The 14,743-nt window shown below is 63.0% G+C and carries 12 protein-coding genes; 6 read left to right on the top strand and 6 right to left on the bottom strand.

Annotation, left to right across the window (positions count from 1 at the left end; translation table 11 throughout):
• Nucleotides 1-85: 85 nt before the first annotated feature.
• From L0U82_RS31170 to L0U82_RS31160, 3 genes are all read right to left on the bottom strand, one after another.
• Nucleotides 86-379: a DUF4148 domain-containing protein gene (locus L0U82_RS31170; protein ID WP_233837050.1), complete on the bottom strand. Its 294-nt coding sequence runs from the start codon at nt 377-379 to the stop codon at nt 86-88.
• A gap of 194 nt (nt 380-573) precedes the next feature.
• Nucleotides 574-1,659, bottom strand: coding sequence for an aldose epimerase family protein (locus L0U82_RS31165; RefSeq protein WP_233837049.1), 1,086 nt, complete (start codon nt 1,657-1,659; stop codon nt 574-576).
• A gap of 45 nt (nt 1,660-1,704) precedes the next feature.
• Entirely contained in the window at nt 1,705-2,931 is a 1,227-nt protein-coding gene (locus L0U82_RS31160) for a XylR family transcriptional regulator (RefSeq protein ID WP_233837048.1), read from the bottom strand.
• A gap of 271 nt (nt 2,932-3,202) precedes the next feature.
• Here L0U82_RS31160 and xylA point away from each other — a divergent pair, with 271 nt between their 5' ends.
• From xylA to L0U82_RS31130, 6 genes are all read left to right on the top strand, one after another.
• Nucleotides 3,203-4,525 (top strand): xylose isomerase, encoded by a 1,323-nt coding sequence (gene xylA, locus L0U82_RS31155; protein WP_233837047.1) that lies wholly within the window; start codon nt 3,203-3,205, stop codon nt 4,523-4,525.
• Between the two features lie 197 nt (nt 4,526-4,722).
• Nucleotides 4,723-5,751 (top strand): D-xylose ABC transporter substrate-binding protein, encoded by a 1,029-nt coding sequence (xylF, locus tag L0U82_RS31150; RefSeq protein WP_233837046.1) that lies wholly within the window; start codon nt 4,723-4,725, stop codon nt 5,749-5,751.
• Nucleotides 5,752-5,846: 95 nt separating this feature from the next.
• Complete coding sequence (gene xylG, locus L0U82_RS31145; protein WP_233837045.1) at nt 5,847-7,406, top strand: D-xylose ABC transporter ATP-binding protein; 1,560 nt, start codon at nt 5,847-5,849, stop codon at nt 7,404-7,406.
• Nucleotides 7,403-8,602 (top strand): sugar ABC transporter permease, encoded by a 1,200-nt coding sequence (locus L0U82_RS31140; protein WP_233837043.1) that lies wholly within the window; start codon nt 7,403-7,405, stop codon nt 8,600-8,602. The genes xylG and L0U82_RS31140 overlap by 4 nt, the downstream gene beginning before the upstream one ends.
• A gap of 294 nt (nt 8,603-8,896) precedes the next feature.
• Entirely contained in the window at nt 8,897-11,188 is a 2,292-nt protein-coding gene (locus tag L0U82_RS31135) for a xanthine dehydrogenase family protein molybdopterin-binding subunit (RefSeq protein WP_233837042.1), read from the top strand.
• A gap of 52 nt (nt 11,189-11,240) precedes the next feature.
• Nucleotides 11,241-11,696, top strand: a complete 456-nt coding sequence (locus L0U82_RS31130; protein ID WP_233837041.1) for a (2Fe-2S)-binding protein — start codon at nt 11,241-11,243, stop codon at nt 11,694-11,696.
• Nucleotides 11,697-11,909: 213 nt separating this feature from the next.
• Here the strand turns inward: L0U82_RS31130 and L0U82_RS31125 are convergent, their stop codons facing one another.
• Genes L0U82_RS31125 through L0U82_RS31115 form a run of 3 tightly spaced genes read right to left on the bottom strand, consistent with a single transcriptional unit; the run spans nt 11,910 to nt 14,694 of the window.
• Nucleotides 11,910-13,484 carry an efflux transporter outer membrane subunit gene (locus L0U82_RS31125; RefSeq protein WP_233837040.1) on the bottom strand — a complete coding sequence of 525 codons (1,575 nt, stop codon included), beginning with the start codon at nt 13,482-13,484 and terminating at the stop codon, nt 11,910-11,912.
• Nucleotides 13,481-14,488, bottom strand: a complete 1,008-nt coding sequence (locus L0U82_RS31120; RefSeq protein WP_233837039.1) for an efflux RND transporter periplasmic adaptor subunit — start codon at nt 14,486-14,488, stop codon at nt 13,481-13,483. The genes L0U82_RS31125 and L0U82_RS31120 overlap by 4 nt, the downstream gene beginning before the upstream one ends.
• Nucleotides 14,485-14,694, bottom strand: coding sequence for a DUF1656 domain-containing protein (locus L0U82_RS31115; RefSeq protein ID WP_233837038.1), 210 nt, complete (start codon nt 14,692-14,694; stop codon nt 14,485-14,487). Before L0U82_RS31115 ends, L0U82_RS31120 begins: the two co-directional genes overlap by 4 nt.
• Nucleotides 14,695-14,743: the final 49 nt, after the last annotated feature.

Genomic DNA, 14,743 nt, shown 5'->3' with positions numbered 1-14,743 from the left:
CGCCGCGGCTGCCCTTGGACAAGTAGTGCAAGTTCTGTCGATACGGGCCGGTCCCGCGCTATTCACTATCGGTTCCGGCCTTCCATCACTGCGCCGCAGAATGCTGCCCCGCTTGCGACGATCCCGCCGCCGGCATCCCATAACCAGTGCTGTCGCCTTGAGCCATCGCATTCTGCGCGGATACGCGTGCTTCGGCTGCCTGGATATCAGCAGGGTAGGTGGAGTCCGTTGCCCTCGCCGGGTTGTAGCCCACCTGTTCGAGCTGCTGGATTTGCGCTTTGACTTCCGCGCGCGTGACCGGCTGCTCGGATTGCGCAAACGCCGCGACCGGTGCGGCGATGGCGACCGCTACTGCAACTGCTTGAATCAGTGATTTCATGATGTTTCCCTCCGACTTTGTCTGTCCGGCGCCGCGACATCAGCAGCACCCATGGACGGCAGTCTAGGAAGCATCGGGTCCTAGGGAAACTACCAGGGTGTTAATTCAGTATTGCCGCAAACAACCAGTCGGCGCGTTGTAATCCCAACGTGCCGGCTTTCGTAAAACAATGGCAAAGCGCGCGTAAGCAGACGCTACACACCCTTGCGAACATCGACGCGATAAGCGGTTATTTGCCGGTATGTGTTACCGGGTCGCACGATCACCTGTTCCTGCTCCGGCATATTGACCTCGTTCGGAAAACCGGCTGCTTCGAGGCATAAACCGGCATAGCGTTGATAGCGAACGCCACCGCGTCCCGCGTTGCCGTTCAGCGCATTGCCGGAATAGAACTGCAGGCCGCGCTGATCGGTGGACACGGTCAACTCGCGCCCGCTGCTCGGATCGTAGGTGCGCGCGACCTCGCGCAGTTGTGGTGTGCTTTGGCCAACGCCGGCATTTTCCGCGTCGCGTAGCACGTAGCAATGATCGAAGCCTCCGGCGACCGCGAGCTGCGCATGAGGCCAGTCGAGCCGTGCGCCGATCGGCGCACTCTGCCGGAAGTCGAATGCGTTGCCCGCGACCTCGGCCAGGTTGCACGGAATCAACGCGGCGTCGACTTCGAAAAAGCGATCCGCGTCGATCGACAGCATATGACCGCGAATGTCGGTACCGGCGTGCCCGGTCAGATTGAAGTACGGGTGGCTCGTCAGGTTGAGCGGCGTTGGCGCGTCGGTGATCGCTTCATAGTCGATCGTCAACGTGCCGTCGTCGTCGAGGGAATAGCGCACCTGTACGCTCACGTGGCCCGGAAACCCGGCGTCGCCTTCCGGCGACTCCAGCCGCATCAGCAATGCGCCGTTATCCTCGCTGACGTCCCAGAGCTGACGATGAAAACCGACCGTGCCGCCGTGCAGCAGATTCGGGCCTTCGTTGCGGTCGAGCGTGTACTCGATGCCGTCGAGCGAAAAGCGCGCGTCGGCAATGCGATTCGCCCAGCGGCCGACCAGTCCGCCCATGTAGGTTGTTGCCGCAACATATTCGTCGGGAGTGTCGTGGCCGAGCAGAATATCGCCGAGACGTCCCGCGCGATCCGGTGCGTGCCACGAAACCAGCGTCGCGCCGAGGTCGCTGATGGCGACCTTCATGCCGTGCGCGTTACGCAGCGTATAGAGCCTGACGCGATCGCCGCCTTGCAGCGCGCCCCACGGCTCGGAAGAAAGTTGTGCGATGCTGATCATTGGCCAGTGCGAGAGAAAGAGGAAGAAAGCGAGGAAAAGGATTTTTCAACCAGCCGCTTTCGCCGGCTTCGGACTACTCACGCGCGCCTGATATTCGCGCGGCGTGCAGCCCAGTTCTCGACGAAATACCGCGTACATGTACTGCAGCGATGTGAAGCCGCAACGAATCGCCACTTCCGCGCTCGATGCATCGCGTTTCGCGAGCAGCGACTTCGCGACATCGAGTTTATGGCGCAGGATTTCCTGATGCACGGTGCACTGGCGTTCTCGCCGGAAGTACTCCTCCAGCGACGAACGCGACACGCCTACATAGTCGGCGACCTGTTCGGTGCGAATGCCCTGACACGCGTACTGGCGGATGAAATGCCGCGCGCGCATCACGTATGGACTCGCGAGCGGCTGATGCCGTGTCGATTCGAGCACGTTGATGCCGACCGGCGGCACCAGAATGCGACGCCCCGGAAAACGCGCGCCGTGCAGCATCTGATGCAGGATGTGCGCGGCAGTGCGGCCCATTTCCTCGGTGCCCTGAATCACCGACGAAAGCGGGATGCGCGTCAGCGTGCGCGTGAGCGGATCGTTGTCGATGCCGATGATCGCGACTTCCTCGGGCACCGGAATTCCCGCGATCAGACACGCTTGCAGCAGATGCCGCGCGCGAGCATCCGTCACCGCGATGATTCCGACCGGTTTCGGCAGTTGCCGCAGCCACGTGGTCAGTTGCTCGATCGCCTGATTCCATGACGTCGCACTCGTGGATAAGCCACGATAAATCTCGCTGTCGATCTGCTCGGCACTGCGGCCGTCCTGAGCGCGCAAATGACTGAACGCCAGTTCGCGTTGCTGCGCCCAGCGATTTTCCTGCGCCTGCGGCAGGCTGTACAACGCGAAGTTCTCCAGTCCCGCGCCGATCAGATGCGTGTACGCGAGCGACACGAGCTTGCTATTGTCGGTGGCGATATAGGGTAAATCCGGAGGGTACTGCGTCGGGTCCTCATACGACGAACCCACCGCGACGACCGGCAGCGGACAGTCGCGCAATGCTTCATTGACAGCGGGATCGTCGAAGTCCGCGATGATGCCGTCGCCGTCGAAACGCTGAATACCCGCGAGCCGGCAGCGAAAGTCTTCTTCGAGGAACAGGTCCCATGCCACTCGCGTCGACAACAGGTAGTTGCCGATGCCGGTGATGATTTCGCGGTCGTACACCTTGTTCGCATTGAACAGCAGCGCGATCCGATGGGTCGTCTGGGGTGCTTGCGGACGGGTCATAGCGGTAAGAGGCGGATGGATGACTGCACCACCGTGCCTTTGTCTCCTATCTATTGGGCAGCTGTTGACGGCCCGTTTTAAGCGTCTGGTTATTCTAGGCCGCCGAATCGCGCGGCGGTGATAAACAAACGCGCGGGCGGTAAGAAACATCAAGCGGGCTGCGCAATTTCGCAATTGCCGACACACCGTGCAAACGGCAGCATGGCGTCACCTCGTCGGCTGGCGCGGTGCCGTCGCGTGGGTTGCGACGCAACAAGAACTGGAGACGCTGATGTCTTACTTCGACCACATTGCCGAGATTCGTTATGAAGGCCCGCAATCGGACAATCCGCTCGCGTACCGCCATTACGACAAAAGCAGGCGGCTGTTCGGCAAGACACTCGAAGAACATCTGCGTATCGCGGTGTGCTACTGGCATACGTTCGTGTGGCCGGGCGTCGATATCTTCGGTCAGGGCACGTTCCGGCGCCCATGGCAGCAACCGGGCGACGCAATAGAGCGGGCGCTGCAAAAGGCCGACGCGGCATTCGAATTCTTCTCGAAGCTGGGCACGCCGTACTACACGTTCCACGATACCGACGTCGCGCCCGAAGGCGCGAGCATCAGAGAGTACAGCGAGAACTTCCTGCGCGTGTCCGACTATCTGGCGCGCAAGCAGCAGGACACTGGCGTCAAACTGCTATGGGGTACCGCGAATCTGTTCTCGCATCCGCGTTATGCGGCCGGCGCGGCGACCAATCCGAATCCGGAGGTCTTCGCGTTTGCCGCAACCCAGGTACGCCATGCGCTCGACACGACGCTGCGACTCGGTGGCGAAAACTATGTGCTGTGGGGTGGCCGCGAAGGCTACGACACGCTGCTCAATACGGACCTCGTGCGTGAGCGCGAGCAGTTTGCGCGCTTCCTGCACATGGTGGTCGACCATTCACACAAGATCGGCTTCAAGGGCACGTTGCTGATCGAGCCGAAGCCGCAGGAGCCGACCAAGCATCAATACGATTACGACGTCGCGACCGTGCATGGCTTCCTGCAGCAACACGGGCTCGACAAGGAGATTCGCGTGAACATCGAGGCGAATCACGCGACGCTCGCCGGTCACTCGTTCCATCACGAGATTGCTACCGCGTTCGCGCTCGGCATTTTCGGCAGCGTCGATGCGAACCGGGGCGATCCGCAAAACGGCTGGGATACCGATCAATTCCCAAATAGTGTCGAGGAACTGACGCTCGCGTTCTACGAGATTCTGCGCCACGGCGGCTTCACGACCGGCGGCATGAACTTCGACTCGAAAGTACGGCGTCAGAGCGTCGATGCGGAAGACCTGTTTCATGGTCATATCGGCGCGATCGACAATCTCGCGCTCGGCCTCGAACGCGCGGCCGTGCTGATCCAGAACGAACGTCTCGAACAGTTCAAGCGCCAGCGTTACGCGGGCTGGGACACGGAGTTCGGCCGCAAGATTCTGTCCGGCGATTATTCGTTGTCGGCGCTTGCGACGGACACGTTGACGCGCGGTCTCAATCCGCAGCATGCAAGCGGCCAGCAGGAGCGCATGGAAAACATCGTGAATCAGGCGATTTATAGCGGGCGTTGAATAGCGCGCGGTTGCATCGATTAATGCCTGCAATAAGCGGCGCAACCAGAGCAACAAAGAACTTCATACAAAGATCTCGCGGCCACGCTGACCGCGCGAACCAGGTAGCTGTGGGTTGTCGCTTGTCCGAGTCTGTTGCTCGCAGCACAGACCGTCACATCCGGGATTCCGGCTAATCACAACACTAGGAGACAGAGATGAAATTCGCAATGCGTCGCAACGTACTGAGTTCGCTGCTGTGTGGAGCGGTACTCGCCAGCCTTTCGCTCGCCGCGCCGCTCGCGCATGCAAGCAAGGATCATCCGGAAATCGGCTTCTGTATCGACGATTTGCGCGTCGAGCGCTGGTCGCGCGATCGCGACTATTTCGTCGCCGCGGCGGAAAAGCTCGGCGCGAAAGTGTCGGTGCAATCGGCCGACGCGAGCGAAGAGCGTCAGATCTCGCAGATCGAAAACCTGATTTCGCGCGGCGTCGACGTAATCGTCATCGTGCCGTTCAATTCGAAGACGCTCGGCAACGTGGTGGCCGAAGCGAAGAAGGCGGGCATCAAGGTCGTGTCGTATGACCGTCTGATTCTCGATGCGGATATCGACGCCTATATCTCGTTCGACAACGAGAAGGTCGGTGAAATGCAGGCACAGGGCGTCTACGACGTGCGGCCGAAGGGCAACTACTTCCTGCTCGGCGGCGCGCCGACCGACAACAACGCGAAGATGCTGCGCCAGGGCCAGTTGAAGGTGCTGCAGCCGGCAATCGACAAGGGCGACATCAAGGTGGTCGGCCAGCAGTGGGTGCCTGAGTGGAGCGCATCGACCGCGCTGCGCATCATGGAAGATGCGCTGACCGCGAACAACAACAAGATCGACGCGGTTGTCGCGTCGAATGACGGCACCGCCGGCGGCGCGATCCAGGCGCTGGCCGCGCAGAACCTCGCGGGCAAGGTACCGATCTCCGGCCAGGACGCTGACCTCGCCGCTGTGAAGCGCGTGGCGGCCGGCACGCAGACGATGACCGTCTACAAGCCGTTGAAGCTGATCGCGGGTGAAGCGGCGAAGTTGTCGGTAGCGCTCGCGAAGGGCGAGAAGCCGGGCTTCAACGCGCAATACGACAACGGCAAGAAGAAGGTCGATACGGTGCTACTGCAGCCGACCAAGCTGACGAAGGCCAATCTCGACATCGTCGTGAAGGACGGCTTCTATACGCAGGATCAGCTCGCGAGCAAATAAGACGGAACACGGGCGTGGTGCGATTCCCACGCTTCACGGGCCATGACGCCCGTGAAGCGTGGCCACCCGCCCACCTTGCAGCGAGGCAATAGCGAATGACGCAACCTCTTCTGACGATGCGCGGCATCGTCAAAGCCTTTTCCGGCGTGAAAGCGCTCGACGGCATCGACCTCACCGTTTCGCCGGGCGAATGCGTGGGCCTGTGCGGCGAAAACGGCGCGGGCAAATCGACGCTGATGAAAGTGCTGTCCGGTGTGTATCCGCACGGCACGTGGGACGGCGAAATCACGTGGGAAGGCGAGCCGCTGAAGGCCACCAGCATCCGCGATACCGAACGCGCGGGCATCATCATCATTCACCAGGAACTGATGCTCGTGCCGGAGTTGTCGGTTGCGGAGAACATTTTTCTCGGCAACGAAATCACGCTGCCCGGCGGCCGCATGAATTACGCGGCGATGTATCAGCGCGCCGACGAACTGCTGCGCGAACTCGGTATTAGCGGCATCAATGCCGCGCAACCGGTGATGAACTACGGCGGCGGCCATCAGCAACTGATCGAAATCGCCAAGGCGCTGAACAAGCGCGCGAAGCTGCTGATTCTCGACGAACCGTCGTCGTCGCTGACTTCCGCCGAAATCGCGATTCTGCTCGACATCGTGCGCGATCTGAAGCGGCGCGGCATTGCCTGCGTGTACATCTCGCACAAGCTCGACGAAGTCGCGGCCGTATGCGACACGATCAGCGTGATTCGCGATGGACGGCATGTGGCGACCGAGCCGATGCATGCGCTGACAACCGAGCGCATCATCTCGTTGATGGTCGGCCGCGAGATCAAGAACCTGTTTCCGCGCGAGCCTCATCCGATCGGCGACGTGATCTTCGAAGCGCGCAACGTCACCTGTTTCGACGTGACCAATCCGCGGCGCAAGCGCGTGGATGACGTGTCGTTCTCGCTGCGGCGCGGTGAGATTCTCGGCGTCGCGGGGCTGGTCGGCGCGGGCCGCACCGAACTGATGCAGGCGATCTTCGGCGCGTATACCGGCATCAGCGAGGCGAGCGTCGCGCTTGAAGGCAAGCCGCTGAAGATTCGCGCGCCGATCGATGCGATCCGCGCGGGTATCGCGATGGTGCCCGAGGATCGCAAACGTCACGGCATCGTGCCGGGGCTGAGTGTCGGTCATAACATCACGCTGGCCGTGTTGCAGCGTTTCACGTCAGCGGGCCGTATCGACTCCGCGGCCGAACTCGACACGATCCACACCGAGATGAAGCGTCTTTCCGTGCGCGCCGCGAATCCGATGCTGTCGATCGCGAGTCTTTCCGGCGGCAATCAGCAGAAGGCCGTGCTTACGCGCATGCTGCTGACCGAGCCGAAAGTGCTGATCCTCGACGAACCGACGCGCGGTGTCGACGTTGGCGCGAAATACGAAATCTACAAGCTGATCTTTCAACTGGCGCAGCGCGGCATGTCGATCGTGATGGTGTCGTCCGAATTGCCAGAAGTACTCGGCATTAGCGATCGCGTGCTGGTGATCGGCGAGGGCGAGCTGCGCGGCGACTTCATCAACGATGGCCTCACGCAGGAGGACATCCTCAGCGCCGCGATTCGTCCCGTGCATCCTTCTTCGAACTTAACCGCAGCGAGTGCCGCATGACTCCCGAAGTGACTTCTCAAAGCACCGACAATGCCGTACCGCGCGGCGCATTCGGCGGCACCCAGCGTATTCAGCAACTGTTCGCGCGCTACAAGATTCTCGCGCTGCTGATCGCGGTCGCCGTGATCTGGACTTTCTTCTCGGTGCTCACGCACGGCGCGTTCGTTACGCCGCGCAATCTGTCGAATCTGCTGCGGCAGATGTCGATTACCGGCATGCTCGCGTGCGGCATGGTGTTCGTGATCATCGCGGGCGAAATCGATCTGTCGGTCGGGTCGCTGCTCGGCCTGCTCGGCGGCGTTGCGGCGATTCTCGACGTCAATCGCCACTGGCCGATCGGCGTGACGATTCCGGTCGTGCTGCTGCTCGGCGTGGTGGTCGGCATGTTCAACGGCTGGTGGTCGACCTATCGACGTGTGCCGTCGTTTATCGTCGGGCTCGGCGGCATGCTTGCGTATCGCGGCATTCTGCTCGGCGTGACCGGCGGTTCGACGATCGCACCGGTCTCGGACAGCTTCGTGTTCGTCGGCCAGGGTTACTTGCCGCGCTTTGCCGGCGACACGCTCGCGGTCGTGCTGTTCGTGCTGCTCGCGTTCCTGACGATCCGCCAGCGCGCAAACCGTCAGCGCTATCAGTTGCGGGTCGTGCCGTTCTGGCAGGACGTCGCGAAGGTGGTCGGCGCGGGCGCGATTCTCGCGGGCTTCGTCGCGATGCTCGACAACTACGGCGGTATTCCGGTACCGGTGCTGCTGCTGCTCGCGCTGCTCGGCATCTTCACGTGGATCGCGACGCAGACCGTGTTCGGGCGCCGCATCTACGCGGTCGGTTCGAACCTGGAGGCGACGCGGCTTTCCGGTGTGAACACCGACCGCGTGAAGCTCGCGATCTTCGCGCTGATGGGCCTGATGTGCGCGTTTGCAGGCATCGTCAACACCGCGCGGCTCGCGGCCGGATCGCCGTCGGCGGGCTCGATGGGCGAACTCGATGCGATTGCCGCGTGCTTTATCGGCGGCACGTCGATGCGCGGCGGCTCCGGCACCGTGTACGGCGCACTGATCGGCGCACTGGTGATGGCGAGCCTCGATAACGGCATGTCGATGCTCGACGTCGACGCGTACTGGCAGATGATCGTCAAAGGCGGCATTCTGGTGCTCGCCGTCTGGATCGATGTGATGTCGGGTTCGAACCGCCGCTAATGCACTGATATGCGTTGAACGCAGCAGGAAAGCAACGCAGCAGGAAAGCAACCCAGCGGGGTGTGTCGGCGCGGGCCGATGCACCCCGTTTTTGCGTTGTTAATGAAACGCCCCACGATTTCGCTTCACGTCACCTTCACCCGCATTCCCGTGTCCCACCGCGGGTCCGCTTGACCGCGCGCATTTAAGTCCCACACGTTCCCTTCGTCTTATTACTATTCCGCAAAAGTGCAGTCACGCGTTTTTGCGCCTTCGCCGTTTCCCCGTCACCGTGCGAGTCGAACGAGCCATGCCATGTTAACGCGCAGAACCTTCCTGCTCGGCGGCGCCAGCGTGGTGGGCGGATTGCTGGTCGGCTGGAGCGTGCTGCCGCCGCGGCAGCGTCTGACAGGCTCCATGCCGCTGCCGACGCAAGGCTCGCAGGTCGCGCTGAATGGCTGGGTGAAGATTGCCGCCGACAACAGCGTGACGGTGATGATGTGCAAGGCTGAAATGGGGCAAGGCATCCACACGGGCCTCGCGATGGTGCTCGCCGACGAACTGGATGCCGACTGGTCGCAGGTGCGCGTCGAGGACGCGCCGATCGACAAGATCTACAACGCGGTACAGAGCATCGTCGACGATCTGCCGTTTCGTCCCGACGACGATAGCCTCGTCAAGCAAGGTGTCGTATGGATCACGCGCAAGGTGGTGCGCGAGTTCGGCACGATGATGACGGGCGGCTCGTCGAGCATGAACGATCTGTGGACACCGATGCGCGAAGCCGGCGCGTCCGCGCGCGTGATGTTGATCGGCGCGGCGGCGCACCAATGGAATGTGCCGGCTCGCGAATGCCGCGTCGAAAAGGGCTTCGTGTTGCACGCGCAGGGGCATAAGGCGAGCTTCGGCGAACTGGCGGCGCTGGCGGCGCATCAGCCGCTGCCGCGCAAGGTCGTGCTGAAGCAGCCGGCCGATTTCAAGCTGATCGGTCAGCCCGTGCGCCGTATCGAAGCGGCGTCGAAGCTCAACGGCACCGCGCGTTTCGGTATCGACGTATTGCCCACCGGTTTGCTGTACGCGAGCGTCGTGATGTGCCCGGTGCTCGGCGGCACGGTCGCGCATTTCGACGTGACGCCCGCGCGCAAGATGCGGGGCTTTATCAAGGCGTTGTCCGTCGCGCCGTATGCGGGCGGCACCGGTGCCGTCGCCGTGATCGCGGACAACCCGTATCGCGCGATGAATGCGGTCACGGCGATCAACGTGGACTGGCACAACGGCGCGGCGGCCAGCCTGTCGAGCATGGACGTGGAGCAACGTCTGATCGACGCGCTCGATGAACCCGACGGCCACGTGTATTACCACCACGGCGATATGGACGCCGCGATGCACCGCGCGGCCCGCAAGATCGAAGCGGTGTACTACGTGCCCTATCTCGCGCATGGCGCGATCGAGCCGATGAACTGCACCGCGCAGGTGAGCGACGGCCGCGCGACGATCTGGGTGTCGACGCAAGTGCCCGCGCTCGCGCGGCAGCACGTCGCGAAGGCGCTCGATATCGACGCCGATCGGGTCGATCTGCAGACGCAATTGCTCGGCGGCGCATTCGGGCGGCGTCTCGAACTCGATTTCATCGTCCAGGCCGCGATGATCGCGCGCGAAGCGGATGGCCGTCCGGTGCAGACCATCTGGTCGCGCTTGCAGGATTTCACTCACGACTTCTATCGGCCGGCATGCGCGGCGCGGCTCGAAGCGGGCTTCGACGAGCACGGCAAACTGGTTGCATGGCACGCGAAATCGGCGGGGCAGGCGATCGTGCCGGAATCGCTCGCGCGCTACTACGGCGTGCCGCGTATTCCGATCGACAAGACCACCTGCGAGGGCGCGTTCGATCAACCGTACGAATGGCCTGCCGCCAGTGTGTCGCACCGTATCGTCGAGTTGCCGGTGCCGATCGGTTTCTGGCGTTCGGTCGGCCATTCGCATCAGGCGTTCTTCACCGAGAGCTTCATCGACGAAGCCGCGGTCGCGGCTGGTCAGGATCCCGTTGCATTTCGCGCGGCGCTGCTCGCGCAGCATCCGCGGCACCTCGCCGTTCTCAAACGTGTCGCGGCGTTATCGGCGTGGGGAAAGCCCCTCAAGCCTGCTCCCGATGGCGCGCGATGCGCCCGCGGCGTTGCATTGCACGAGGCGTTCGGCAGTGTCGTCGCGCAGGTCGCCGAAGTGTCGATCGGGCCGCAGCAGCAGATTCGCGTGCATCGCGTGGTGTGTGTGATCGATTGCGGCCTGCCGGTGAATCCGAATCTGATTCGTCAGCAGATGGAGGGGGGCATCGTGTTCGGTCTGTCCAGCGCGTTGCAGAACGAGATCACGATCGTCGACGGTGTGGTGCAGCAGCAGAATTTCGTCGAATTTCCGATCGTACGGATGGACGTGTGTCCGGCGATCGACATTTGCATCATGCCGAGTCAGTTGCATCCGCAAGGTGTCGGCGAACCGGCCGTGCCGCCGATTGCACCGGCGGTGGCCAATGCGGTGTTCGCGCTGACCGGCGAGCGTTTGCGCAGATTGCCGTTGTGGCTCGAATGCCGGGCTGAAGCGGTGAAGTGACGCGTGGCGCGGCGAATGGCCTGGTTTAGCTGTTGCGATTCAGGAGGCGGCAATGGGCGTGTTGAATATCAACGGACGCAAGGTCAAGGTCGAAGCAGACCCCGATATGCCGCTGCTTTGGGTGTTGCGTTGCGACCTCGGCATGACCGGCACGAAGTTCGGCTGCGGCGTCGGCATTTGCGGCGCGTGCACGATTAACCTGGATGATGCCGCGTGCCTTGCGTGCCAGACGCCGATGTCGACGCTGAATACGCAGAAGATTACGACGATCGAAGGGATGCAGGGACGCCAGGCGCAAGCGCTAAAGGCGGCATGGACCGAACTCGACGTGGTGCAGTGCGGATATTGCCAGAGTGCTCAATTGATGGCGGCGTTGGCGTTGCTGAAGCACAAGCCGAATCCGAGCGATGCCGATATCGACGCGGCAATGACGCCGGTGGCCTGCCGTTGCGGCACGTATCCGCGAGTGCGGGCGGCGATTCATCTGGCGGCGGAGAAGGGGCGCTAGAGTCGGTACTCGCGCGCCCCTGAAAGCAGCTCAATTAGCCAGCATCTCGACCACGGCGACCACTGCCGTGAAGATACCGATACATCCGCCCAGTGTGACTGCACCCTGCATGAATGGCGACATACGTGACCCCGTAGCGTGTAGTGGTGTCACGTATTTAACGCTAAATGAAAGCGAAAAGAAAGTTTGTCAAAAATAAATTGAAAGGTTTTTTTAGGGGGCTTTGGCTGACGTGGTCGTTGCAGGCGGCGTCGCCGGGGCGGTGCCCGTGGACGTCGCCACCGGCACAGTCTTCGCCGCCTCACCCGCAGTGCTGCGGCCGCCTGCTTCCCAGCCGCCGCCAAGCGACAGGAACAGATTCACCTGATCGAGCGCCACCTGTCCCTCCGCCGCCGCGAGTTGCGACTTCGCCGCCGTCAGCGTGCGCGTCGCGTCGAGATCGGAGATAAACGATTCGCGCCCGGCGCGGTACAGCCGGTGCGTTTCGTCTGCTGATTGCGTTGCCGACTGCAGCGCCGCGCGCAGCGAATCGGTGCGCGCGTAGTCGGACGCGTAGGTCGCGAGGTTGGTCTCGGTTTCGCGCAACGCGGTGAGCACCGCGCCGTCGAACTTCGCAAGCGCGACCTGGCTGGAGGCTTGCGCCTCGCGCACGCGGCCGCGCGCGCCGTTGGTCGGGAAGGTCCAACTGATCAGCGGGCCGAACGCCCAGCGCGCGGTCGGCAGCGTGGGGATGTCTTCGAGAATGCCGGTATAGCCGGCCGACGCGCCGATGCTGACGGTCGGATACAGTGCGCCGGTCGCGACGCCGATGCGCGCGGTCGCCGCCGCCAGTTGACGCTCGGCTTCGCGGATATCCGGGCGGCGACGGAGCAGCGCGGTGCCGTCGCCAATCGGAATCGGTTGATGAAGCTGCGGAAGCCGGTCACACGCTAGCACGGCCGGCGGCAGATCGGACGGCGCGCGCGCGAGCAGCGCCGCGAGCTGGTATTGCGCGATCTTGCGGCGCGCCATATAGCGCGGGATATCCGCGGCGAGATTTTCGACCTGGGTCTGACCGCGCGTCACGTCGGTCTGGTTGCCACGGCCCGCGTCGCGCAACCGGCGCGATACGTCCACGCGCTGTTTCTGCAGCGCGAGCGATTGCTGCGCGATACGCAATTCCTCGGCGGCCGAGCATTGCTCGACGTATGCGCGCACCACGTCCGCGACCACCGTGATGCGTGCGATGTCGCCGGCCGCCTCGACGGCCTCGGCGTCTGCCTGCGCGGCTTCGACGCCACGGCGCAGCTTGCCGAACAGATCGAATTCGTACGCGATGCTGATGCCCATGTCGCCTTCGTTCGCGACCGGCAATTTCTCGAACAGCAGATACTGTTCGGCCGATTCCTGCGCGCGTTCGATGGCGACCGACGCTTTACCCGAAAAGCCGCCCTGTGCCTGAGCGACGCCGAGCGCTTCGCGCGAGCGGGCGAGATTTGCAGCCGCGACGCGCAGATTGGTATTCGACTTCAGTGCTTCGTCGACGAGGTTGTTGAGCACCGGATCGTCGTAGAGCTTCCACCAGACGGCCGGTGGGTTCAGCGTCGACGTCAGCTTCGGATCGGCGCCTTCGATCTCTCCGTTGGCAAGCGGCGCGTTGACGAGCGCCTGCTTCGGCACGGTGTAGTTGGGGCCGACGTTGATGCAGCCGCTCAACGCAATCGCCAGCGGCAATAGCGGCAACATCGGCAGCAACGGCAACCGCGCGGGCAGCCGTGGCAGCGAAGACAAGGTGCGTGCGAGTTTCATTGCGACGCGCCCGACGAAGCCGCGGCCGACGCAGCGGAACCGGAAGCGACCGCCGACCCCGGTGCTACGGCAGCAGCCGAAGCCGCCACGCTGCCCGAAGCCGCGCCCGTGCCCGACACTGGCCGCCTTCTGACCGGCGACAGATCCCGCACCGACACCGTCGCCGTGCGTCCGGCGATCATGCGGAAATCAGCGGGGACTTCATCGAGCGCGACGCGCACCGGAATGCGTTGCGCGAGCCGCACCCAGCTGAACGCCGGGTTCACGTTCGGCAGCAGGTTCGAGCCCTGCGTGCGGTCGCGGTCCTCGATACCGGCGACGATGCTCTGCACGTGTCCGCGCAGCGGCGTCGGCTCGCCCATCACGGTGATATCGACCGGCTGGCCGATGTCGATACCGCGCAGCTTGGTTTCCTCGAAGTAGCCGTCGACGCGGAACGAATGCATGTCGACCACCGACACCACCGCGCGGCCCGCCGCGACGAATTCGCCGACGCGCGGCGCGCGGTCGTTCAGATAACCGTCGACCGGGCTTTTGATCGTCGCGCGTTCGAGATTGAGCCGAGCGGTGTCGATTGCCACTTTCGTTTCCGCAAGCGCGGCTTCACCCGCTTCGACGCGCGAGCGGCTTTCTTCGAGTACTTCGGCGGCGACGAGGTTGCCGAGCTTCTGATTACGCGCGTATTCGCGGCGCGCCTGCGCGAGTGTCGCGTTACGTTGCAGCATGGTCGCTTCGGCCTGGCGCAATGCGAGCGTGTAGCGCGCCTGGTCGATCACGAACAGCACCTGGCCTTGCTTGACCTGCTGGTTGTCGGCGACGTCGACCGTGGAAATCAGCCCCGAGACATCCGGCGCGACCTGGATCACGTCGGCGCGCACGTGACCGTCGCGGGTCCATGGCGCGAACATGTAATAGGCGACCAGTTTCCACAGCACGAGTGCTGCGATCACGACGACGATCAGGGTCAGCAGGATCTGACCGACGGAGAACCAGGTTTTTTTCACGTTATTAGCTTGTGCGAAACGACGACGACAAGGCCCAGCACCAGCACGTAGATGCCGAGATCGAAGACGGAGCGATGCCAGACGAAGCGGTAAAAGCCGACGTACGCGAGCACCGTGCGGATCGCGAGGTTGATCAGATACGCGACCAACATCAGCACCAGCACGGACGGCACGAATACGCCGAAGATATCGATTTCACCGATCATCGCGGGAACTGGAAAGGGATGGAGTGGGTTGCGCAAACGCACGCGCGAA

The organism is Paraburkholderia sp. ZP32-5, from assembly GCF_021390495.1.
In the GTDB taxonomy this organism is placed as follows: domain Bacteria; phylum Pseudomonadota; class Gammaproteobacteria; order Burkholderiales; family Burkholderiaceae; genus Paraburkholderia.
The sequence above is the reverse complement of the archived record's forward strand: the minus strand, read 5'-3'. Positions and strand labels throughout refer to the sequence as shown.

Coding starts and splice junctions, on each gene's coding strand:
- L0U82_RS31170 (WP_233837050.1), bottom strand. CDS start 379: ATGAAATCACTGATTCAAGCAGTTGCAGTAGCGGTCGCCATCGCCGCA.
- L0U82_RS31165 (WP_233837049.1), bottom strand. CDS start 1,659: ATGATCAGCATCGCACAACTTTCTTCCGAGCCGTGGGGCGCGCTGCAA.
- L0U82_RS31160 (WP_233837048.1), bottom strand. CDS start 2,931: ATGACCCGTCCGCAAGCACCCCAGACGACCCATCGGATCGCGCTGCTG.
- xylA (WP_233837047.1), top strand. CDS start 3,203: ATGTCTTACTTCGACCACATTGCCGAGATTCGTTATGAAGGCCCGCAA.
- xylF (WP_233837046.1), top strand. CDS start 4,723: ATGAAATTCGCAATGCGTCGCAACGTACTGAGTTCGCTGCTGTGTGGA.
- xylG (WP_233837045.1), top strand. CDS start 5,847: ATGACGCAACCTCTTCTGACGATGCGCGGCATCGTCAAAGCCTTTTCC.
- L0U82_RS31140 (WP_233837043.1), top strand. CDS start 7,403: ATGACTCCCGAAGTGACTTCTCAAAGCACCGACAATGCCGTACCGCGC.
- L0U82_RS31135 (WP_233837042.1), top strand. CDS start 8,897: ATGTTAACGCGCAGAACCTTCCTGCTCGGCGGCGCCAGCGTGGTGGGC.
- L0U82_RS31130 (WP_233837041.1), top strand. CDS start 11,241: ATGGGCGTGTTGAATATCAACGGACGCAAGGTCAAGGTCGAAGCAGAC.
- L0U82_RS31125 (WP_233837040.1), bottom strand. CDS start 13,484: ATGAAACTCGCACGCACCTTGTCTTCGCTGCCACGGCTGCCCGCGCGG.
- L0U82_RS31115 (WP_233837038.1), bottom strand. CDS start 14,694: ATGATCGGTGAAATCGATATCTTCGGCGTATTCGTGCCGTCCGTGCTG.